Source organism: Pelagibacterium sp. (assembly GCF_965249125.1).
Classification (GTDB): Bacteria; Pseudomonadota; Alphaproteobacteria; order Rhizobiales; family Devosiaceae; genus Pelagibacterium.
Genome location: NZ_OZ252217.1, coordinates 1,186,018 through 1,208,258, shown reverse-complemented (window position 1 = coordinate 1,208,258; position 22,241 = coordinate 1,186,018). Strand labels below are relative to the sequence as shown.

Here is a 22,241-nt window from a genome sequence, read left to right as displayed (position 1 = left end):
CTAGCTGGTGTCTAATTGGGAAACGCCGCAATTGATTTTAGTTCGGCATCAATCTTCTGGCTCGACGAACTTCTGAGATACGCAAACTCATCCAGATTTCCTCTTGAACCACCGGCGGACGCCAGATCTGAGATCAGCGCTGCACATTCCACAAATGGTAGAATTCCAGGAATGGGTGAATCATTGCGCCATCCGATCCCGATAGATATTTCCAGGTTCAGGTCTTCGACGCGGCGCAGTACAACGTTGTTGTCCGCAATGCTTTCGATCCACTCCGGCAAAAAGGTAGCGCCCACGCCTGCCGAGGCCAGTGCCAAGGCCGCAGCTGTATTTGAGACCTCAACTGTGCCATCCACTTCAATTCCGGCCTCTACGATCTGTTTGAAGACGGCTTCAAAGCTTGATAGTTCGAAGCGGTTGAGAGTAAATACCTTGTGGTTTCGAAAGTCCGCCAGTTTCAGCATGGGACGATTTGCTAACGTTGAACCTCTTGGAATTACTGCCACGAAATGTTGAGTGGCCAGCGGACGAAACTTGAGCAAATTGCCACTGCTCGGAGGGCGCATGACACCGACATGGCACTCGTCGCGCTCCAGTGCTCTGACCAGAGCCGTTGAGTCATAAATCCTGACATCCAACCGAGTCTTTGGAAACCGGTTCCGGAAGCGTCGCAGCAGAGCTGGAAGTAGCCGGTGAGCAGCCGGGTCGATTGCACCAACGCTTAGCTTTTCTCCACCGGCGGACATGCCTCCTGCCGCCAATTTGGAGAGCAGGACCGCTTCTTCGACTTTGCTGAATATCTCTTGCGCCCGCGACACTAGCGCCTCCCCGGAAGCTGTAAGTTCGACCACGCGAGTTGACCGCTTGAACAGCGAGACGCCGAGGCTGGCTTCAAGTCTTCGGACGTGCTGACTGATCGTCGGTTGGGTCATGTTCAACCGCGCAGCAGCTCGACCAAAATGCAGTTCCTCAGCGACTGCCAAGAAGCACTTAAACCCCCCTAATTCCGGCGACTGACTCATTGCATACTGTCGGCACTGGCAGATCGCGATCGTCTATCGATTGGGTCTTGAGACGACGCCTTCATTCGTGCCTGCCTCTACGCTTTCGCTGACTGTCGTTTCTATTCGGCCCATCTGCCTGGGCATCGACGCCAACGCTCTACGGTTCAACGACATCAATTGGTTTTCCGAATAAAAACCCGCAGCAGAGGAATTAGTCAAAGTCGTTTTTTTGCCGAGGCTATTCAGGTAGGTTATACCGGTGAGAGGACCAATGCTGCGTTTTCGCATCACTCCATATTTTTGATATGATGGGCCTTCATTTGCCTTCGCGTCTCTTCGACTGAAATTGTTGCAAAAGGCAGTCGCACGGCGCTTTCAAGTTGCAGGCGGGAACAGATCCGCCAATTGGAGAACCATCGCGCGATTTCAAGCGAGCCTGTAATGTTGTAGCCCGAGCGCCATTGCTGGCGGGCTGGACGTCTTCCTGTCCAACCTGGTCGGATACATAACGACCCCAATCCAAGCCGCGCCCCTTGATCGCAAATGGCTTCGCACATCTAGGTTCAAACGAACCATGCTTCCTTTGGGCGGCGCAAGCCATTGAAGGGTCAGGAAAGTGAACGCGTCGGTGATCATCTCGTCATCACACCGCCAGATTTCCGCGCGGTTTCTTGCGCCGGCCCAATATGCTCATTGTGATCGTGTCTCACGTCATTAAGGTACCCGCGCACGCGTACCCGATTGAGCCACGGCGTTACCACCAAGGCGTTCTCGGCGCGGCTCGCTGCCACCAAATACGTCGGCGAGTTGCGGTTCTATCGTTCGCCTTCCGTGTTCGCCGCGGGACCGAATGTGATCGCTCTCTGTTGGCAATGGATGGCCAGTGCGGATTCTAGCCCGAGCCCTTGCCCGAGGATCTTGCCGATTTCAATAGACCAAACGCATCTTCGCCGACGCGAAGCGGCTGCTGCCGCCTGCCCTGGGATCAGGATGAAGAAGCGTCTGAATCTATGCACATGGCAACAAGCGGTTCGCTGGCAGTCATCCGTAGAAGATCGCTCATGGCCTCGAAGGAAGGTTCGCCCTTGTCTTCCATGTCAACTGGGCAGCACACGACCTCCCGACAAGCGAGAAACCTCTTCGTCAATGATCCGTTGGAGCCTATCAGGTTCTATGCGTCTGCCCTCATCTACCATTCGACCATGAACGTTCAAGACGAGCTGGCTTCGTATCCTTTGCTCACATGTAAGCGCAAAAGTTGCCAACTTCCTGCGATCTTCCACGTCCCAGGCCATATCGTGGCGTTGACGCTCTGCGCAGAAAGCAAAGTCGGGCAGCGTGACACCTTTGCGCTCTTCTCGTTCGGCCTCAGTGGCAGCTTCGTTTATAAACCCATTGTCATCAAAAATTATGGCATACGCTTCGGTTGCTCTTGCACGCGACAGCATTTCGTTTTCGATGTCACGCTCCACCGCCGATATACTGCGCTCCAGCGGATCACCAAAACCGCCACCTGCTGGGCTCGTAATGCGCACGACATCACCTTGCCCAAGCTCCAGAATGGAAATCTTTCCTATAGACTGTTCGCCAGGTCGGCCAGGATTCACAACTGTCTGCCCTACTCGGCCGTGCTCCCCACCTTTGAACCCCCATGGCGCAAACACAAACCGGTTCATGTTGCGAACAGTAACAATCGCACGGTTTCCCGTGTTTTCTAGTTCCATTTCTATCGCGGCTCCGCCGACGAATTTACCGGCGCGGCGGCTATCGGGAACGACCCTGATTGTGCGCATAACAATAACCGTTTCCACTTCCGTCATTTCCACGGGGACGCTGCGCTGAGAATACCTGACTTCAGTGCCATCGACTCCATCCCGGTCGCGCCGCGCGCCGCTGCCTCCCCCAATGGTGTTGATGACGCTCACGCGATCCCGACCAGACCTCGGGTCCGGTGCGGCGACTACGATGACGCCCATCATCCCGGCACCAGCCGCGGCCAGACCCTGCGGCAGAGCCTGGTTGAGACAGCCCAGGATTACGTCATACGCACGCGTTGCCGAGGCGGCACGCGATCCGCCGGAACAAGGGAAGACTCCATTTAGAACTGTACCACGCGGGGCGTGGCCGTGTATGGGGCGCAAAATACCTGAATTGCGCGGAGTCAATGGATCCATGGTCAGGATGAATGCGACTAGACACTGAATAAGATAAGGATGCGTTGTCGCTCCTGTAGTCAAGTTGTAGGCGGCGGAAAGCTGAGGGTCAGTCCCCGTAAAATCAACATCAATTTCGCCGCCGCGAATGGTCAACCTTACAGTAAAATAGGCCAACTGCCCCTGTTCAATTCCTTCGAGATAGTCGGAGAAGTCATATGTCCCATCCGGTATTGCCTCAATCACCGCGCGGGTCTTGGTCTCTGCGTATTCGATGACATCCAGCATCCCTTCTTCAACGGCCGCTCGGCCATAGCGATCGCATAGCTCGTTAATGCGGCGGTCCATACTCTTCAAGCCAGAAATCATAGCTTGAATATCGCCCCAGAGTTCAGCGGGAATGCGACTATTGTCTTCGTAAATCGATTTGATGTCTTCGTTCAGAACGCCACGTTCGTAAAGCTTGACAGGGCGGATTCGGATTCCCTCCTGAAATACCTCAGTCAAAGCTGGCGAGATGCTTCCTGGTACCGCTCCGCCAATGTCAGACGCATGTACGAAGGACCAACCAACCGCGATCAGCTTATCCTCACGGAAAATCGGATAGAGCAACGTAATATCCATCAAGTGGGTCACGAGCCCGTCGGTCCCAAAGGGATCATTGGTGATGATAATATCACCGGGCTTCAAATTTTCCCGCCCAATCGCATCTAGTGTTGGCCGCAGCGGCGCTCCGATGAAAACATTAACACCTGACATCATCGGATAGGCGAACATGTCTCCGTCGGCTGTTGCCAGTGCGCATTGGTAGTCTTGCACAAGCTTGACGAAGGTAGTGTGTGCGGTTCGATAGACGGCGGCGGAGGCCTCCTCAACGATCGCGTTGAACCGATTGTTCATAATTGCAGTTCGGACGGCGTCCATTTTTAGCTCCGGATCATTAGAATTGTGCCGTATGCGCTAACGTTGGCGACGAATCCTGGGGGTACGACAATTGTTGCGTCAGGCTGCTCAACGACCGCCGGCCCTTGGATGATTTCGCCGGTCTTAAGACAGCCGCGCTCGTAGACTTTCACACCAGAGTGCACCTCTCCTTGGAAGCGCATCGACCTTTGGCCTCTCACGACCTCACCGGCCGAGGACGTCTCACCTGATGCCGGTTCTGGGATTGTCATGGCGCCGCGGACACGCATGCGCAGATCCACAAATTCTACGGCCGCTCTCCGATCGGCATGACTGTAGATGCGCTCATGCTCATCATGAAACGCTCCATACATCGAAGCTATGTCGCGAGTTTCGATAGCCCGATCTGGAAGCCGCACGTCAACCTGGAAAGACTGCCCTGCGTACCGCATCTCGGCCCAACATTCGAACGATCTGGAAATTAAGCGATTGTCTGAATCCTGTCGCGACAACCATTCTGCGCTTTGCTCTCGAAGATTGGCGAAGCTTTTGGCAATGAATTCGGCGTCAACCTTCTGGCCGTGCACAGTCTCAAGAATATCGTTGCTGAGCTCAGAAACCAGGCCGCCAAGGGCGCAAAACACAGAAGGGGTCGTTGGAACCAAGATACGATTAACGCCGATTTCTGCCGCTAGTAGCGGGCCATGAATCGCACCAGCGCCTCCGTAAACCAACAAGGTCAGATCCTCAGGGTCGACGCCGTGTCGAGCCAGATAGGGCATGACCCCTGCCACCATGTTGGAACTTGCGACGGCGATGCACATCTCGGCAGCACCCACCGCGTCCAAACCAAGTGCTTTGGCAATCGGTTCCATTGCGCGGGCAGCGGCTTCACTGTCCAGCTTCATGCCGACACCACGGAGATCTTCAGGCAGATATCCAGCCAGCAGGTAGGCATCCGTCAGGGTCGGTGCGGTACCGCCGCGCCCAAAACAGGCCGGCCCGGGATTCGAGCCCGCGCTTTCCGGCCCAACCCGCAGAACACCATTGTCCATGTTGGCAATCGACCCGCCCCCTGCGCCAACAGCTTCGATCCCCGTCACGGGCATGACGACCGGGAACTCGCCTACCTCCGCATCTGTAGAGGTTAACACTTCGCCATTTCGGACGATGGAAATGTCGGTACTTGTCCCCCCCATGTCGAGTGTCAGGATATTCCGCTCGCCAATAGCCCGGCCAAGATACTGGACCGCGGTGACTCCCGACGCAGGCCCAGAAAGGAGTGTATGTACGGGGTACTTTCTAGCCTCTGCCGCAGCCATTGCGCCACCGTTTGACCGCGTGACGAAGAGTTGCGAACCCGGCAGTCTTTCGGCAACGTATGTCTCTACCGCACCTATATATTCATCCATGCGCTTTCGGACAAACGCATTCAAAACGCTTACAACTGCGCGTTCGTATTCACCGATACGCGGCCAAATTTCGCTTGAAAGGCTGATCTCGGCAGAGTCGCCAGCGACTTTTCGGATTGCTTCGGCAACAATGTTCTCATGCTCTGGATTCGCGTAGCTGTGCAATAGAGCGACGGCGTATCCGGCAGCTCCGGCATCTGCGGCTTGCCGGACAAGCTCTTCGAGAGCAATCTTGTCGACCGGCGTTCGCACGACACCGCCACGAAGTAGCCGCTCGTCGACTTCAAATACCATTGCGCGCTCGACAAGAGGCCGGGCGCGGGTTTCAAACACGTTCAATGGGTTGCGAACTCCCATCCTCTGCAACGAGAGCAGGTCCCTGTAGCCCCGAGTAACAAAGAATGCGATTTTGGGGCCCTTGCGCTCAATGACTGCGTTTGTGCTGACCGTTGTCCCGTGCATAACCAGGGCAGGCTCGCCTTCCAATGGTGGAAGACGCTTCAGCAACGCCTCAAACCCATTGCGAAACCCCTCTTCGAAAGCAGAAGGGGTTGAGGGAACCTTTAAGCTGACAATATCCTGACTACCTTCTCGCCAGCCACAAAAGTCAGTAAATGTACCCCCGATATCCACTCCAATCCTAAGCATATCCTGCTCTATCTCCGGTATCCTAGATCCATTAGAGGTGGATCATTGATGGGTTATATGGCACGCGCAGTATTCCTTCTCGCGCATGGAAGACAATTAGTTGCCGCACACTCGACGAATAACTCGGATGCTTGCGGCATCTGCGCAGCGCCGATATCTGATCAGCAAGAGGTAACCTTATCCGCACATCCATTCGCAACGTGCTCTTCAAAGGCCAGATCAACTTTGCGCCTTTTGCCTTGGAAAACGCTGTAGCATTAGACTTGGGTTTTGCGGAAAGTGGGATTTGAGAAGATTAATTACGTTGACCAATAAGTCTGTAAGCTTCGCGTGATTTGGGGAACCGCGGCGGGTCGGCCGGAACGCGGCGACAGCGCGCAACTATTCCAACCGGCTCTGCCAGCGAAGCTTCATATTCTGGACGATCTGTCTTCGTCCCCGCGCGCCTTCACACTATGAATTCGACCGGTGCGCTTCCACCCATTCCCGTGCGACCTCTTGCGCCGCCGAGGAAAATGAAGCTACTAGCTCGCGATCCCGCACCGGCTGCGGACGACAAATCAAAAAGCCACTCGCGATCGCAGGCTCAAAAGGCCTCGAAGCCACTCGGTCCCTCACGTGCTCCATCATAAGTGGATGTACAAGGGCCAAACCTAGACCCGCAGCAACCAACTCGCAAATTGTTGTTGCTGTAGTGGCTTCGAGTATATTCGTCGGCGCCACATCATCTTTCTCGAATGCCGCCTCAATTCGCCTTCGGGTGTAACTGTTAGGAACGAACGAAACAAACCGCTCGTTTGCAAGGTCTGCCGGTGTAATTCGGTCAAGTTTCGCCTTCGGATGATTCTTGGGCATGATGCAGCAAAACGGCTCTTCAGTGAGTTGAGTGATTGCAAGATGAGCCTGATCTGGAACGATTGTAATAATTCCAACATCGATTTGTCTCGTGTGCAGCCAATCTACCAGAAATTGCGAAGACCGCGTGTTAACTCGAACGTGCACTGCAGGATGCTTCTCTAGAAAGCGAGATACGACCTCAGCAATGAACTTACCCGACAACCCGGGCATGACGCCTACATCTAGCCGCCCCCTTTCCTCTCGGCGTACCAGTTCTACTGCATGTGCGATCTGATCGATCCCTGCGAAAATACGATCTATTTCCTCATACAGCCGCATACCGCGATCGGTCAGCACAAGGCGTCCGCTATCGCGGTCAAACAGCTTTAGGCCTATATCGTCCTCAAGGTTGCTCAGAAGCTTGCTGGCGGCAGGTTGGGAAATATGGAGCATGTCGGCAGCCCGACTTACTGTACCGGCCTCGATAACCGCTCGAAAGGCTTCGATCTGCCTCAGACTGGGCGGTCTCATTGCATAATCCTACAGAATACCAGGCTGTGATGTTCTTCCCTTTTTTTCTAGCACCGTCCAGTTTGTTCAGACAATAGGGACGGAAAACCCCATGCGTAAGGCGAATTGCCGTGTTGGGTAAGCGGTGTTTCCGGACCACCTTTCGGGAGTGATCGCGATCTGTGAGGTTGCCGATCCTGTATTGGGATCGGAGATAGGCTTGTGTCTGGACTTGACCTTACGCTTGACCTGGAGCGGCAGCCCCGGCGTTTCGAGGTGATCAACGGTCCTGGCGGCCGGCGTCGCTGGTCGATGGACGACAAGGCGCGGATCGTCGCGGAGACGCTGGAACCGAACGCAATTATTTCCGAAGTCGCCCGGCGTTATGGTCTGCGGCCGCAGCAGGTGTTCGCCTGGCGGCGCGAAGCGCGCAAACAGGCCGCTTCGGTGCAGCAGGAAGCCGCGACCTTCGTGCCGGCGGTGGTAACAGCGCCGCCTCCGGAACCCGCGCCGACGCGTCCGGCACAGCCGCGGAAGCGGAAGACGGCCCGAGACGCCGGCGTGATCGAGCTTGAGATCGACGGCATCGCCATGCGGGTCGGCCGGGGAGCCGACGCCAGGACGGTTGCGGCGGTGATCCGTGCGCTGAAGGCAACGTCGTGATCGGGCCGACGGGCGCCGTCAAGGTCATGGTGGCGACGAAGCCGGTGGACTTCCGTAAGGGTGCGGAGGGGCGGGCCGCGCTGGTGCGCAAGACGATGGGCGCCGATCCGTTCAGCGGCACGGTCTATGTCTTCCGGGCAAAACGATCGGATCGAATCAAGCTGATCTTCTGGGACGGCACCGGCGTCTGCCTCTATGCGAAGCGGCTGGAGGATGGCGAGTTCCGCTGGCCGAAAGTGCAAGATGGCGTGATGCGGCTGACGGCCGCTCAGTTGTCGGCGCTGCTCGAGGGGCTGGATTGGCGGCGGGTCCATGAAGCCCGCCGGACGCTCGCTCCGGTGCAGGCGGGCTGATCCGCGACCAAGTGAATCAGCCTGGATTCCGCTGTCGCCCGGAACTGGCGAATATGGTCTGATCCGACCATGGCGATGACGGCGGACCAGCTTCCCGACGATCCGGACCTGCTGAAGGCGATGGTCCTGGCGCGCGATGTCGAGAATGCTCGCCTGACCCAGATCATCAAGGAATTGCAACGCCACCGCTTCGGCCGCCGGGCCGAGAGCCTGCCTGACGATCAACTGCTCCTTGGCCTCGATGAGGCCGAGCAGATCGAGGCGGCCGGCGAGGAAGAGGCCGAACGTGCCGATCCGGCCGCACGCAAGGAGCGCACCGCAAAGCGGCGGGCGAACCGGGGTGCGCTGCCGCCGCATCTGCCGCGCATCGAGATGGTTGTCGACATCGAGGACCATGCCTGCCCATGCTGCCGCAACGGACTGCATCGCATCGGCGAAGACGTCAGCGAGCGGCTCGACATCGTGCCGGCGCAACTACGCGTGATCGTCGTGCGCCGGCCCAAATACGCTTGCCGCGCCTGCGAGGACGTGGTCGTGCAGGCACCGGCGCCTGCCCGGCTGATCGAGGGTGGGCTGCCGACCGAGGCAACGGTTGCCCAGGTGCTGGTCTCCAAATATGTGGATCACCTGCCGCTTTATCGCCAGGCGCAGATCTACGCCCGGCAAGGCATCAACCTGGATCGCTCCACGCTCGCCGACTGGGTTGGCCGCGCGGCCTGGCATCTGCGCCCGTGCACGAGCGGTTGCTGGAGAAGCTGAAGGCCTCGCCCAAGCTCTTCGCTGACGAGACCACGGCGCCGGTGCTCGATCCCGGCCGCGGCAAGATCAAGACCGGCCAGCTCTGGGCCTACGCCCGCGATGACCGGCCATGGGACGGGAGCGACCCGCCGGGTGTCGCCTATGTCTATGCGCCGGACCGCAAGGCCGAGCGGCCGATCGCTCATCTGGCAGGTTTTGCCGGAATCCTGCAGGTCGACGGATATGGTGGCTATCGGATCCTCGCCGACAAGAGCGGCGCAACGCTCGCCTTCTGCTGGGCACACGTGCGCCGGCGCTTCTACGAGCTCGCCGCAGCCGGTCCGGCGCCGATCGCCAGCGAGGCGCTCCGGCGCATCGCAGACCTCTATCACGTCGAGGACGACATCCGCGGCCAGCCGGCAGACGCACGTCTTGCCGTGCGCCAGGAAAGGAGCCGGCCGAGCTTGAGCCGTGGTTGCGCGAAAAGCTCGGCCTGATCAGCCAGAAGACGAAGCTCGCCGAGGCGATCCGCTACACGCTCTCCCGATGGGAAGGATTGTCGCGCTTCCTCGATGACGGGCGCATCGAGCTCGACTCCAATACCGTCGAGCGGTCAATCCGCCCAATTGCCCTCAACCGCAAGAACGCGCTCTTCGCTGGCTCCGACGGCGGCGCCGAGCACTGGGCCATCATTGCCTCGCTGATCGAGACCTGCAAGCTGAACGATGTCGAGCCGCTCGGCTACCTGGTGGACGTGCTTACCCGGATCGTCAGCGGCCACCCAAACAGCCAGATCGACGACCTCCTGCCTTGGGCCTACATCGCCGCTCCCGAGCTTAAGGCCGTGGCCTGAGAACACCGCTTACCGTGTTGGCGTGCTGCTTACGACCAGACCTGCTCGTCACCAGCGGCCCGGATTGGACCGACATAGACTGGAACTTCTGCTTATGGTTGTGAGGCCGGAAGATGGATGATGCCCTGCGCAGAGCGGATACTGCAGGCGTTCCGACATATTTGCGACAGTTGGTGGGGGAAGACCCCCAGGTGCCTTACGCCTACGCAGGAAACGTCGACACATCCTCACAGTTGCGCCGTTAAGATGTGGATGAATCGCTGTCTATCAACCCAAGTTCTTTGAACACCGGCAGAGCAGCTACGGCTGCGGAGTTTGCGGCCGGAAAGCCGGCATAGATCGCGGTATGAGTGATGAGCTCGCTGATCTCATCCGCCGTCAATCCGTTGGCCAAGCCGAGCTCAAGATGCAGTCTCAGTTGTTCTGTTTGCCGCAAACATATAAGCGCTGCGATCGTGACAAGGCTGCGATCCCGCTTGGCAAGTTCTGGTCGCTCCCAAATGTCCGGGTAGACAACCTCCTCAATAAGGACAATCAGCTTGGGCACAACCGGTCTTGTTTGCTCGCGCGTCGATTTTTTCGGCGGCATTCCGTATCCTTCTTTGGACTACATCAACAGGCAACGAAGCACCTGAAATTCGTTGCGACAGTCCGCCTTCCGCTCGGAAGAAACTCTCGCTCCACTGAGCCGACAAAACATACAAAGCGAATCCCAATTCGAGTCCGCTTCCACTTGCGTTTCCGCAGTGCCGTACGCAGCGACCGATTCTGACACGTTTTGCTGCCGAAAATTGATTGTCATTCAGAGAGATAGATTGATGATCACAGCGGATGGCTTGGCGGTTCGCGACGGACGTTGCTGAGCCCACACGTCATTTCACGATGCACAATGCTGTTCCAACGACGGCCAACCGACCGCGTACTACCATTTAAAAACCGTCCAAACCCCAGGCGTCGCGGCTTTACGGTCTTGAACCCCGCCGGGTCTGAGGCTGCATCGACGTTCCTGCGAAACGTTTTGCCGTCGAACACAGACAAGCCCCTAATATCGCTAGTCAACGCCTCAGGAGCAGCCAGCCCACCTTTAAGTCGGATAGCAGCTGACGATATTGTTTAGCACAGAGCGTGCATGGTCGAACGTTGAGGTGCTGCTCGGCATAGGCCCAAACGGACTTCAATCGTGATGAAGTACTGGGCGGTGTTGTCAAATACCACGGGCCTTGATGCCCGGCTTGGACCCGCCCGAACGGTCAGATCGTTAAATCAGCTAGCCTCTGGATCACAGCGTGATACAGTTCCGTTGGCTCGATATCCCTACTTCGCTCGTCCAGAAGGCATAGCTCCCCGGCCCGCCGAACATCGCCGTCGGTCAGGTTTCTGAATTTCGCTATGACCTCCTCCTCAGACAGCCCATGCTCGGCAGCATCAACAATGCTGTTACTGTTGACGGGGATCGACAATATTCGATCACTCGTAGTGAACACCTGAATCCTGCAACTCGTCTCCTTGCGGTATTCAATTTTCGGCGCAGGCATGCTTTTCTCAGCCAGTACCCACTGGGGGCCCGGATCGATCCCCTCCATTTGACACCTGAACATCGCTGGCAGGCTGAACGCGACATCTGCAGTACCCAACAGCGCTTCAACGCAGAACTTTTCAATATCGGGCGTTGCCGAAACGACAACCTTCTTTACGTTGTCTCCAGGCTCCAACCGCTCCAACAGAGTGGCAAAAGATTTGAGGTATGGCTGCGTCCACCAGCAGCCCGGAAAACGCTTAAAACCGGTCCGCAGGACGGCTGTCTTCTGCTCGAACAGCCTGTCGTCAAGCCCCCAACGGTCCGAGCCAATCATTCTCCAGAGACCGTTATTACCTTGGAGCGGTGAGGTGGCGCCTGTTTGCCCCTCTTCCGCCAGATGAATGGCAAGAACTGCCCCCGCGGCGATCCAACCCACATTGTTCTTCATGCTGGGCACAGGGCGCTCATACCATTTGGCCGTGTAAGGAATAACGGTGTGCGCAACGGCCACGCCAATTAACCGATCGACGTCCTTCGCGTCATACCCCAATGCGCAGGCCGCACCAATCGATGCGGCCACCGTGTCCAAGTTGCCGACTGATCGGACGAGTGCGGCATGTTCAGGCGTCGGATCCGACGCGCCGCACAGGATGCCATGTGCTTCATAACCAGCAGCTATGCCTCTTAAGACCTGATCAAGTGTCAGCTTCCTTTCAACACCGACTGCCAACAGCGTCGCCACAATGGGCCCACCGGGGTGTCCATAAAAACTATCGTCAAAGTCCATTGCAATTGCGGCTTGCCCATAGAGATACGCAATCAGAAATGGAGAAAGCTCGGGATCTGCGCCAGTTCCGGATAGTGACCGCAGCATGCCAGCCGCAGACTGCTTGAAATGCGGAAGCACGAGTCCTCCGGAAAAACTTGCGAGGCTGTCGAGAAGACAAAGTTGGGTCCTTTTCAAGACCGCTTCATCCCAACCGCCATCCCGAAACATCAGAACGCGCTTGATCAGCCTTCCAGCGTCAGATTCTTGAAGCAAAATGATCGCCTTTCAACAGGTTGAGCCCAGTAGGCGACGGGATTGAATGGGCTACCCCGCTCTCCAACAGCAAAAACCGTTAATGTCCCGCCGAAGATCAACGCCTGAGCGTACACTGCTTTTTCCGCGACCGATCCGTGTCGGGATGACTGAAGAGATGCAAAGCTCGATAGCTCAAATCGTGTCAGCCACCAACAACCGCCGGCTATGGGCCTCGAAGCAGGTATTGGCCTTGTTAGCTAATGTTTGACACGAGTATTTGACGCAAGAGAAATTTGGATTTTCGATTATTCATTTGAAATAGGCATCAATTGCGACACCAACGAGATGAACGGCCCCTCTTTGTCGGAGGCTCCAACTCCTGAGTAGGATGGAGCATCTCGAGGCGAGACGACGAAACAAGTATACTTCCGAGGTCCGCGACCTCCATCCGGGAGGCAAAAGTCTCGGGCATATCGGTCATTAGTTCGCAAAGGAAATGGTTACTCGCGCCGATAGCGAAGCAGACCGCAAACTCGAATATTGGAGTTGCCATATAGCATTCCGCGCTGCTCTCGGTCTAAGGGGCTTCAATGTCAGGCGTGCGGACTTGCGATGGATCGCCACGCTGCAAAGTGCCAGCCCCCTCTTCAAAAGCTGCGTGCGCGCAGCGATCCTGACCGCCCTTACGCCATTTCGTCAACACGACATACAACAGAGGGCATCTGATGGTGGCGATGGGATGGCTAGATATGCAGCCACACTTCAGCTTCTTTACCGCGCTGACTTCAATTGCCAACGGAATGCTTCGACCTGCCGCACGTCTGACCCCCTTGGTATAACTTTTCGGAAACCCCCGGCAAAAAAAAGGACTTTGACCTAATATCGCCGCTCTTCCTAGCATCGCACCAATGCAAGGAGATCGAAATGAGTCAGGCGGACATCATTGTTGTCGGTGCAGGGATAGCTGGCGCAGCAATCGCGTTCGGACTTGCCCAAAAAGGGCTGAGAGTGCTCGTTCTCGATGGCCAGCGCGGGGACTTTCGTGCCTCCCGAGCCAACTTCGGTCTCATTTGGGTTCAGAGTAAAGGCCTAGGCTTTCCTGCATATCAAACAATCACAAAAAAGAGTTCAGCCGATTGGGCCAATTTCGCGGCGAGAATTCATGATGCCAGTGGAATGAAACTGCCTCTGGAGCAGAATGGGGGCTTGGCATTTTGTCTTGGCGAAGCCGATTGGGAAAAACGCAAAACTATCAACGACGCCCTTGACGCACAACAACCCGCGAATGAGCAGAGCACTGAAATGCTCGATAGAGTGGCCCTTGAAAAACTCTTGCCAGCTGTCCGCTTGGGCGACGAAGTGGTAGGGGCAAGCTTCGGTTTCATGGACGGCGTCGTCAATCCATTAGAGCTTTTGTCTGCTCTACATGTCGCGACCAGAAACCTCGGCGGCGAGTTGCACTTTCAGTCGCCTGTCAATTCCATTGTTCCACGCCAACATGGCTTCAAAGTTGAAACCGCGAAACAATCATTCGAAGCCGAAAAACTCGTTCTGGCGGCCGGCCTAGCCACTCCGGCTCTGGCTGCCCATCTCGATATGCATGTTCCTATCAGGCCACAACGTGGACAGATTTTGGTTACCGAGCGGGCAGTTCCCTTTCTACCTTTACCTGCGAGCGGCCTGCGCCAAACTGCCGAAGGCACAGTGATGATCGGTGTAACCAATGAGGATGTGGGTTTCGACACATCAACTACAGCCGAAGGGGCAGCAAAAATGGCGCGCAAGGCTATCAAAATCGTACCGGCGCTCGAGCAGGCAAGACTTATAAGACAATGGGCAGGGTTGCGGGTGTTATCGCCCGACGGTGGCCCCATCTACGTTCAGTCGGAAAAATATCCCGGCGCTTTTGCCGCTACCTGTCATTCCGGCGTCACGCTGGCGGCATTTCACGCCAACCAGCTGTGCGACAGTATTGCCACGGGCCAAATGACCGCGGCGCTTACCGCCTTTTCTCCGGAGAGATTCAGTGTTCAGAAGGTTGCCTAAGCTCGATTGTCCGATGGTGGCAGTCACAGTAGACGGACAAGCTATCGAAGCAATTGAAGGTGAGATGGTTGCAGGTCTGCTGGCGCGCATTGACCCCTTTTTTGCCAGGACCAATCCTGTGAATGGAGACCGCCGGGCACCCTATTGCATGATGGGGGTTTGCTTCGAATGTCTCGTGAAAATTGACGGAAAAGGCTCCGTTCAGTCCTGTTTCGTCCAAGTGCGGGAAGGGATGAGAATTGAACGCCAGCACGGTCCGCTAGAGATGCAGTCATGAAAACCCACTACGATGTCATTGTGATAGGTGGCGGCCCCGCTGGGATGTCAGGTGCAATCGCGGCGTCTGAAGCAGGGCTTTCCGTCCTACTAATCGATGAGCAAAACGCGTTGGGGGGCCAGATTTGGCGTAGCGTTGAACGCAATGTTAATGAAAATTCTGCTGCGGCTTTGGGGCCTGACTATCTAAAAGGCAACAAGCTCGCCAAGAGGGTTCACGCAAGCACGGTGGAACTGTGTCTCGGCGCGCAAGTTTGGCAGGTCGAGGATGGGTTCAAGGTCTTTCTTAGTATCGACGGAGAAGCGAAAAGTTTGACCGCGCACGCCATGCTGATGGCCACTGGCGCCCAGGAAAGGCCGAACCCATTCCCGGGCTGGACCTTGCCTGGCGTGATGACCGTCGGTGCGGCGCAGATTCTCGTCAAAAATTCGGCCGCTATTCCCGCAGAGCCGGTTTGGATAGCCGGCTCTGGCCCCTTGCCTTTACTGTACATGTCGCAGTTATTGGACTGTGGTGGCAAGATTGCTGGCTATATTAATACCGCCCCCAAACACAATTTTTGGCGCGCCGTGCCATTTTTTCCAACGGCTCTTTTGGCCCCCAAGGGTTTGGTAAAGGGTGCTGGTTGGCTTCTGAAACTGCGGCGCTCTGGTGTGCCGCTCTATACAGGCGCCTCATGCCTTGAAGCGCTTGGGCAGGACAGATTGGACACAGTCCGGTTTAAGAAGGCCAATGGTGAAACTGTTGAAGCCCCGGCTCGCTTGCTGCTTACACATGAAGGTGTGGTCCCAAGCATTCATTTCGCGCGAGCGATGGGATGTGAGATGGAATGGGACAACGCTCAATTGTGTTTTCTGCCCAAGCTGAACATGTGGGGTGAAACTTCGCTTACCAACCTGTTCATCGCCGGTGATAGCGGAGGCATAGGCGGAGCCGACGCAGCCGTGGAACTTGGCACAATAGCAGGACATGGTATAGCGCTCAAACTGGCTGCCATCAGCCAAGCTACCGCGCAGCAAAATGCGGCCACGGCCCGCCACCGTCTTCGGCCGCTGCTTGCCATGAGACCATTCCTTGACGCGCTTTATAGGCCCCGCTCGGAAATTTTCACGCCTACAGATGAAACACTGGTGTGCCGTTGTGAATGCAAAACAGCAGGGCAGATTCGTGCGGCAGCGAGGAATGGCGACGCCGATTCAACTCAAGTAAAAGCCGCCACCCGCGCCGGGATGGGGCCGTGCCAAGGCAGACAATGCGGGTACACAGTCACCGCACTAATTGCCGAAACGCACAAGTTGCCCATGGGATCAGTTGAATTCTTCAACATTCGCCCTCCCCTCAAACCTGTGGTGCTTGGAGAGTTAGCAAGCCTGGAGAAAGACGGGGCGTCTTCATGATTTCAGTTCTTCGCTCTCGGCGCCGGTCTCGCTTGCACCTGCTGAAACAACCGGGTCCATGTCTCTAGATGTTGGCTCCGCCTGCGGAAGAAGGACATTGAGAGTTGAGCCGAATTGCCAGCCAAAAATGTCGAGGACAGTATGAAATTGGGAATTGCAGGAGCGGGTGCGGTCGCCATGGGCTATGCGGCACTAGCACTGACGAATGGCCATTCTGCAAGCGTGTGGTCTCCGTCGGGATTTCGTACTGAAGCACTGCGTGCCAACTCGCCGCTGATCGTAACAGGGGCAATCAACGGCGACTTCCACCCAGGAGTTTGTACGAGTGTGGCAGAATTAGCCGAGTTCGATGTCATCGTGCTCGCGCTACCTGCCTATGGTTACCGGCACGTTCTGGATAGCCTAGTCCCTCACATCGAATCTCGACATACCGTCATTATCAGCGGCCACCTTTCCTTCGCGGCCTTGTATCTTGCCAAAGCTCTGGCCCATTGCGGCATACAGATCCCCGTTGTGGTGTGGAATACCTCCGTCCTCACGTCGAAAGCCCAATCGCCAAATCAGATACGCATAGGGGCAATCCGGTCGAAGGTTGATATTGCCACGGTGCCGGTGCGACTTGGGGACAAGGCCTTGGCGCTGTGTGTCGAGCTCTTTGGCGACAGGTTCGTACCAAAGGATGATCTTCTCACGATCGCCCTAAGCAATCTTAACCCCCAAAACCACATGGGCATAGCGCTATGCAACTTGGCCCGAATCGAGCGCGGCGAAGCCTGGGGACAAAACTCAAATATTACTCCCGCGGTCGGGAGATTGTTGGAGGCGTTGGACCGAGAACGTGTCGCGATCGCAGCGGCTTTCGGGAAGAAAGTCCGGACGATTGCCGACCATTACTCGATGTCCTTCGACGTCACGGGCGACTCTGTGGCAGCGATGTCCGAGAAACTGGTGGAGCGTGGGAGCGATCCGATGGGCCCTCGCGATGCCGATACCCGCTATGTGCTTGAGGACGTCCCGTTCGGGCTGGTGCCGACGCTGCTGCTGGCGGAAATGGTCAACGTTGATGCACCACTGCATCAGAGCGGGATCGCGCTCCTCAGTGCATGCTACGGCCGCGACTTCTCGAAGGATAATGATCTCCTCCCTGCTCTCTCTCAGCCTAATGCCGCGTCTCTCATAAACCTTGCGGTTGAAGGGTATAGCATCGACCGGGCGGTGCAGCAGGGCTCTCGCGCATCAAAACCGGAGGTCATCGGAGCGCACAAAGATCACTCGTGAACGAGTAGCGCCGGCACAGGACGGTGGGGCAGCAGCGGCTGGAGCCCGAAACACCAATCTCGCTATCACGGACAAACCATCCAGAGGCGGATTGATAGTCACTTGGAGAAGGTATCACTTAGGTCAACTATGTTTTTGTCCGTCTTCGACATCTTCAAGATCGGCATCGGCCCCTCAAGCTCCCATACCATGGGTCCCCATGATCGCTGGCAATCGGTTCCTAGATCACCTTCAGTCTGATGATCGGCCGCGCCCAGCGGCAGCGCAAGTTAAGACGCTGAAGGTCAGCCTGCATGGCTCGCTCGCTTTCACGGGCGTTGGTCACGGGACAGGTCGCGCCATAGTTCTCGGACTGACGGGCGAGGAGCCTTCATCCGTCGATCCAGATAGAATCGACGAGATCGTAGCGAGCGTGGAGCGAGACGGTCATGTTCGACCTCCCGGCCATCCAGCGTATCAGTTCCAGCCGAAAAGAGATTTGGTGTTTGACAGGAAGCGGCCGCTTCCGGGGCACGCCAATGGGATGAGCTTTGCCGGGTTCGATCGCAATGGACGAATTCTAACGGAAAAAATTTACTACTCGATCGGTGGTGGATTCGTGGTCAGCGAAGATGAGCTTGCCAAGATGCGAGCCAAGAGGGCCACGGCAAGCGAGACTATAGTGCCTTACCCGTTCTCCTCGGCACAGGAGATGCTGGATATGGTCCGTCGTTCAAATCTCACCATAGCTCAGATGAAGCGCGCTAATGAGTTAACAAAAAGAAGCACGCACGATGTCGACGCTGACATGGACCGCATCTGGGCAGCTATGAAAAGCTGCATTGAGCGTGGTCTTCGGAGTGACGGAGCCATGCCTGGTGGACTGAATGTGAGACGTCGAGCCATGGCGATCCATGACAAATTGAAAGCTGAAACGCTCAGCACCGCCTAAACCCAGTTCTAACCAACGACTGGCTTAGCGTGTACGCGATGGCCGTCAACGAGGAGAACGCAGGTGGTGGACGCATCGGCACCGCTCCCACGAATGGGGCAGCAGGCGTAATCCCGGCTACGATCCGCTACTATCTGCACTTTCACGACGAAACTTCCAAGGAAGACGTACGTACGTTTCTTCTGACCGCGGCGGCAATCGGCGGGATCATAAAGCACAACGCTTCGATTTCCGGCGCTGAGGTCGGCTGCCAAGGTGAAGTAGGATCGGCCGCTGCAATGGCTGCCGCCGGCCTCGCCGCCGTGATGGGCGGCTCACCCGAGCAGATCGAAAATGCAGCGGAGATCGCACTCGAACACCATCTCGGCATGACATGCGATCCTGTCGCGGGTCTAGTTCAGGTGCCATGCATCGAGCGCAACGCGTTGGGCGCAGTCAAAGCAGTAACGGCCGCATCTTTGGCCATCAAGTCCGACGGCACCCATTTCGTATCGCTCGACGCTTGCATCGAGACGATGCGTCAAACTGGTGCTGATATGAACGACAAATACAAGGAGACCTCCACGGGTGGTCTCGCCGTGAACATAGTCGAATGTTAAAGAACTAAAGCCTGAGTGCCGCAGCAGCTATTCATCGATCATCAGTTCACCCAAATCCGTCCGGAACCCTCAAAGGAAACGCCCAGCTAACTAAGCCTAATTTGAGCGACCCGAGAGATAGGTGACGATTTGTACCGGACACATGGGTAACACTTTTCGGTTTGCGGGAGGTGTTGATGCCGTGGAAGGAGTGTTCGGTGATGGACGAGCGGTTCGTTTCGTCGGCCGTCTTCTGGACGGTGAAGGCATGAGCGATGTGTGCCGGGCTTTCGGGATTTCCCGCAAGACCGGCTACAAGATCTGGGGCCGCTACCGGCAGGAGGGACTGGAGGCGCTCACCGATCGGTCTCGGCGGCCGGTGCGCTACGCCAACCAGTTGCCCGAGCAGATCGAGCGGCTGATCGTGGAGAGCAAGAAGGATAAGCCACACTGGGGGGCCTGCAAGATCAGGGAGTTGCTGGTCAGGAAGCTGGCTGGCGACGTGCGTATTCCGGCCAGGAGAACGTTCCATGCCGTGCTCGACCGTCACGGCCTTGTGAGCCGGGCCCGCAAGAGGCGAAGAGCGAACAAGGCCGAGGGAACGCCGCTGTCGCAGGCCGCTCTTCCCAACGATCTGTAGTGCGCCCCTGACCATCACTGACCAGGTCTCGCGCTATCTGCTTGCCTGCGAAGTCCTTGCATCGACCAAGGAGACGCCGGTCATCGAAGCCTTCGTCCGCCTCTTCAAGGAGCGCGGCCTGCCCGACGCCATCAGAAGCGACAACGGACTGCCCTTCGCCAGCCCCAACGGGCTTTACAATCTGTCCAAGCTGTCGGTGTTCTGGCTCAGGCTCGGCATAAGGCTCGAGCGTATCAAGCCCGGCTGCCCGCAAGAGAACGGTCGCCACGAACGTATGCACCGGACCCTGAAGCAGGAGACGGCTCGGCCCCCGGGCATGAACATTCTTCAGCAACAGGACCGCTAACGGCCGCACGAGGCGCTCGGCATGAGGACGCCGGGCGAAGTCTATACCCCCTCGTCAAGACCCTACCAAGGCCTGACGGAGCTCGACTATCCCTTCCATGACAGGGACATCCTCGTCACCGCCTGTGGCCGCATCTGCATGCTCAGAAAGAAGATCAATATCTCGACGGTGCTCGCCGGTCACAGGCTCGGGATCAAGGAGGTCGACGATGGCATTTGGCTTTTAAGCTTCATGCACTATGATCTGGGATATATCGACCTCGAACAGAGGACATTGCAGACAATCGACAACCCGTTCGGCACGAGGTTGTCACCCATGTCTTAGGTACGATCTGTTACCTATGTCTCAGGGTCGTACAATTGGCTTTATGGCTAGGTCAGCAGGATTTGAACCCGGGACCTACAAGTTATCAAATTCTCTTTCCGCCGTAGGGGCACGACACTAGGCAAGCGTCATTTTTGCTACGAAACAAATCATCTATTGCCGCCACGGACATACCATAGTCGCCCGCCTTATCCGCGTGGTGCCGTCTGCTTCAATTGAACCTGCACCGGTTCGATCAATCACTGGAATTGCAATTCGCCGTCGATCGGCAGACCTACATTCAGCCGATTGCCGCCGTATCCCTGTCATTGCACCACTCCTCTCGCCAGCCACTTCCATGATCGGCCGGTACTGGCGATGCTAGAGCAGTGATCCAAGAAGCTCAGGAGTGGCCACGATGGAGAACCGAATGTATTTGACAGCGGAGGAAGTTGCGGCGCGATATCGTGAAGCGATTAGCGTGGGTACCCTCCGAAATTGGCGTGCGATGCGTGTGGGCCCACCATTTGTCAAAATCGGAAAAGCTGTCCTCTACCCACTCGAAGCGCTAAATGATTGGGACAGGAAGCACACCGTGACCTGTCGTGATTCAAATAGTCCAATCGTTAGGAAACCATTGGAGCCGTGATTGTCACGGTCAGGCATTCACTACCGCTCCCAAACAACGTCGCCACTAGAAATTTTAGGCCATAAAAAGTCTTGTAATTTCATGCAGTTAATTGTAATACTTAGACTGATCCACAACCATCCATCGGGCGATCCCGCGCCCTCGTCGGCAGACATTCAAATGACCCGCCAGATCGCCGACATCGCCAAGCCGCTGGGCATAACCGTTCACGACCACATCATCGTGGGCAAATCGACCCACACCTCCTTGCGTGGCATGAAGCTGTTTTGAGAACAGGTTGACGGCCTGATTTCGCGAAACGAGAGCCCCGTTCGGGTCTAGAGCGTGTCCAGATAAAGTGGATACCACTTTATCGGTTCGGACACGCGACAAAACAAAGGTTTAGAGACAAGGATTTGATTCAATCAAATCCTGAACGGCTCTAGCCGAACTTGTTCAGCACTTCGAAATTGGCCTGCAGCCAGAACGCCATACGGGTGAAATTGCCGGTCAGGAAAAGAACACCGACCACCACCAGCAGCGCGCCCATGACCTTTTCGACGGTTCCCAGATGCTTTTTGAACCCCTCGAAGAAAGACAGGAATGGTCCCAATGCCAGAGCCGCGAGAATGAAGGGTACGCCCAGCCCGGCTGAATAGACGGCAAGCAAAGAGGCGCCCTCCCATGCGGTCTGCTGGTTTGCCGCCACGGTCAGGATTGCGGCCAGCATCGGGCCGATGCATGGCGTCCAGCCAATGGCGAAGGCCAGGCCAAGCAGGAATCCGCCCAGCGGCCCACTGGCCATTTTCGGCCCCTCGAAGCGGAACTGGCGGTAGAGCCAGGAAATCCGCAACACGCCGAGAAAATGCAGCCCCATGATGATGATGGCGACGCCGGCCAGCGGCATGAGAACGGGCAGCGCGCGTCGCAGGGCTTGTCCGAAAAAGGTAGCCGTCGCCCCGAAAGCGATGAAGACCAGCGAAAAGCCGAGCACGAAAGCCAGCGCCGTAATCAGCGTCCGGCCATAAAGCCTGCCGCCCGCCACGCCCTCTTCGCGCAGCCGCTCGAAAGTGGCGCCCGACATATAGGAGAGATAGGCTGGCACCAGCGGCAATACGCAGGGGCTGAGAAAGCTCAGTATCCCGGCCCCGAAAACCGCTGGCAATCCGAATCCGAACATTTCCGCTCCCGAAAACCAAT

14 protein-coding genes and 4 pseudogenes are annotated in these 22,241 nt (G+C 56.7%); 11 read left to right on the top strand and 7 right to left on the bottom strand.

Going from position 1 to position 22,241, the window contains the following annotated elements:
- Window positions 1-11: 11 nt before the first annotated feature.
- The 4 genes from ACP148_RS05935 to ACP148_RS05920 form a co-directional block, all read right to left on the bottom strand.
- Complete coding sequence (locus tag ACP148_RS05935; RefSeq protein ID WP_421951686.1) at window positions 12-1,022, bottom strand: LysR family transcriptional regulator; 1,011 nt, start codon at window positions 1,020-1,022, stop codon at window positions 12-14.
- 1,079 nt (window positions 1,023-2,101) lie between these two features.
- The gene (locus ACP148_RS05930) at window positions 2,102-4,081 is read right to left on the bottom strand and encodes a hydantoinase B/oxoprolinase family protein (protein WP_421951685.1); all 1,980 of its coding nucleotides are present in this window, start codon (window positions 4,079-4,081) and stop codon (window positions 2,102-2,104) included.
- 2 nt (window positions 4,082-4,083) lie between these two features.
- Window positions 4,084-6,120: a hydantoinase/oxoprolinase family protein gene (locus tag ACP148_RS05925; RefSeq protein ID WP_421951684.1), complete on the bottom strand. Its 2,037-nt coding sequence runs from the start codon at window positions 6,118-6,120 to the stop codon at window positions 4,084-4,086.
- Between the two features lie 453 nt (window positions 6,121-6,573).
- Entirely contained in the window at window positions 6,574-7,488 is a 915-nt protein-coding gene (locus tag ACP148_RS05920; protein WP_421951683.1) for a LysR family transcriptional regulator, read from the bottom strand.
- Window positions 7,489-7,689: 201 nt separating this feature from the next.
- Between ACP148_RS05920 and tnpA the strand changes: the two genes are divergently transcribed.
- The 3 genes and pseudogenes from tnpA (at window position 7,690) to tnpC (ending at window position 10,074) form a co-directional block, all read left to right on the top strand.
- Window positions 7,690-8,130 carry an IS66-like element accessory protein TnpA gene (gene tnpA, locus ACP148_RS05915; RefSeq protein ID WP_421951682.1) on the top strand — a complete coding sequence of 147 codons (441 nt, stop codon included), beginning with the start codon at window positions 7,690-7,692 and terminating at the stop codon, window positions 8,128-8,130.
- On the top strand, window positions 8,127-8,483 hold the full coding sequence (gene tnpB, locus ACP148_RS05910) for an IS66 family insertion sequence element accessory protein TnpB (RefSeq protein ID WP_421951681.1): 357 nt from the start codon (window positions 8,127-8,129) through the stop codon (window positions 8,481-8,483). The genes tnpA and tnpB overlap by 4 nt, the downstream gene beginning before the upstream one ends.
- A 69-nt stretch (window positions 8,484-8,552) precedes the next feature.
- Window positions 8,553-10,074 (top strand): annotated as a pseudogene (gene tnpC, locus ACP148_RS05905) (IS66 family transposase).
- A gap of 241 nt (window positions 10,075-10,315) precedes the next feature.
- On the opposite strand, the gene ACP148_RS05900 reads toward tnpC, so the two are convergent.
- Entirely contained in the window at window positions 10,316-10,663 is a 348-nt protein-coding gene (locus tag ACP148_RS05900; protein ID WP_421951680.1) for a carboxymuconolactone decarboxylase family protein, read from the bottom strand.
- Between the two features lie 661 nt (window positions 10,664-11,324).
- Window positions 11,325-12,635: an MmgE/PrpD family protein gene (locus ACP148_RS05895; protein WP_421951679.1), complete on the bottom strand. Its 1,311-nt coding sequence runs from the start codon at window positions 12,633-12,635 to the stop codon at window positions 11,325-11,327.
- A 906-nt stretch (window positions 12,636-13,541) separates the two neighbouring features.
- Between ACP148_RS05895 and ACP148_RS05890 the strand changes: the two genes are divergently transcribed.
- The 8 genes and pseudogenes from ACP148_RS05890 to ACP148_RS05855 form a co-directional block, all read left to right on the top strand.
- The gene (locus ACP148_RS05890) at window positions 13,542-14,663 is read left to right on the top strand and encodes an NAD(P)/FAD-dependent oxidoreductase (protein ID WP_421951678.1); all 1,122 of its coding nucleotides are present in this window, start codon (window positions 13,542-13,544) and stop codon (window positions 14,661-14,663) included.
- A gap of 13 nt (window positions 14,664-14,676) precedes the next feature.
- On the top strand, window positions 14,677-14,940 hold the full coding sequence (locus tag ACP148_RS05885) for a (2Fe-2S)-binding protein (RefSeq protein WP_421951677.1): 264 nt from the start codon (window positions 14,677-14,679) through the stop codon (window positions 14,938-14,940).
- Window positions 14,937-16,337, top strand: coding sequence for an FAD-dependent oxidoreductase (locus tag ACP148_RS05880; protein WP_421951676.1), 1,401 nt, complete (start codon window positions 14,937-14,939; stop codon window positions 16,335-16,337). Before ACP148_RS05885 ends, ACP148_RS05880 begins: the two co-directional genes overlap by 4 nt.
- Window positions 16,338-16,478: 141 nt before the next feature.
- The gene (locus ACP148_RS05875) at window positions 16,479-17,615 is read left to right on the top strand and encodes an NAD/NADP octopine/nopaline dehydrogenase family protein (RefSeq protein ID WP_421951675.1); all 1,137 of its coding nucleotides are present in this window, start codon (window positions 16,479-16,481) and stop codon (window positions 17,613-17,615) included.
- A gap of 129 nt (window positions 17,616-17,744) precedes the next feature.
- Window positions 17,745-19,145 (top strand): annotated as a pseudogene (locus ACP148_RS05870) (L-serine ammonia-lyase).
- 176 nt (window positions 19,146-19,321) lie between these two features.
- Window positions 19,322-20,434 (top strand): annotated as a pseudogene (locus ACP148_RS05865) (helix-turn-helix domain-containing protein).
- Between the two features lie 397 nt (window positions 20,435-20,831).
- Window positions 20,832-21,062, top strand: coding sequence for a helix-turn-helix domain-containing protein (locus tag ACP148_RS05860; protein WP_421951795.1), 231 nt, complete (start codon window positions 20,832-20,834; stop codon window positions 21,060-21,062).
- 99 nt (window positions 21,063-21,161) lie between these two features.
- Window positions 21,162-21,332: pseudogene (locus tag ACP148_RS05855) on the top strand (JAB domain-containing protein); the annotation flags it as partial.
- Between the two features lie 151 nt (window positions 21,333-21,483).
- Here ACP148_RS05855 and ACP148_RS05850 read toward each other — a convergent pair.
- Window positions 21,484-22,221 (bottom strand): cytochrome c biogenesis CcdA family protein, encoded by a 738-nt coding sequence (locus ACP148_RS05850; RefSeq protein WP_421951674.1) that lies wholly within the window; start codon window positions 22,219-22,221, stop codon window positions 21,484-21,486.
- Between the last annotated feature and the right edge of the window lie 20 nt (window positions 22,222-22,241).

Bases quoted from the DNA above. Each gene is read 5' to 3' on its own strand.
- ACP148_RS05935 (WP_421951686.1), bottom strand. From the start codon at position 1,022: ATGAGTCAGTCGCCGGAATTAGGGGGGTTTAAGTGCTTCTTGGCAGTC.
- ACP148_RS05930 (WP_421951685.1), bottom strand. From the start codon at position 4,081: ATGGACGCCGTCCGAACTGCAATTATGAACAATCGGTTCAACGCGATC.
- ACP148_RS05925 (WP_421951684.1), bottom strand. From the start codon at position 6,120: ATGCTTAGGATTGGAGTGGATATCGGGGGTACATTTACTGACTTTTGT.
- ACP148_RS05920 (WP_421951683.1), bottom strand. From the start codon at position 7,488: ATGAGACCGCCCAGTCTGAGGCAGATCGAAGCCTTTCGAGCGGTTATC.
- ACP148_RS05900 (WP_421951680.1), bottom strand. From the start codon at position 10,663: ATGCCGCCGAAAAAATCGACGCGCGAGCAAACAAGACCGGTTGTGCCC.
- ACP148_RS05890 (WP_421951678.1), top strand. From the start codon at position 13,542: ATGAGTCAGGCGGACATCATTGTTGTCGGTGCAGGGATAGCTGGCGCA.
- ACP148_RS05885 (WP_421951677.1), top strand. From the start codon at position 14,677: ATGGTGGCAGTCACAGTAGACGGACAAGCTATCGAAGCAATTGAAGGT.
- ACP148_RS05880 (WP_421951676.1), top strand. From the start codon at position 14,937: ATGAAAACCCACTACGATGTCATTGTGATAGGTGGCGGCCCCGCTGGG.
- ACP148_RS05875 (WP_421951675.1), top strand. From the start codon at position 16,479: ATGAAATTGGGAATTGCAGGAGCGGGTGCGGTCGCCATGGGCTATGCG.
- ACP148_RS05860 (WP_421951795.1), top strand. From the start codon at position 20,832: ATGGAGAACCGAATGTATTTGACAGCGGAGGAAGTTGCGGCGCGATAT.
- ACP148_RS05850 (WP_421951674.1), bottom strand. From the start codon at position 22,221: ATGTTCGGATTCGGATTGCCAGCGGTTTTCGGGGCCGGGATACTGAGC.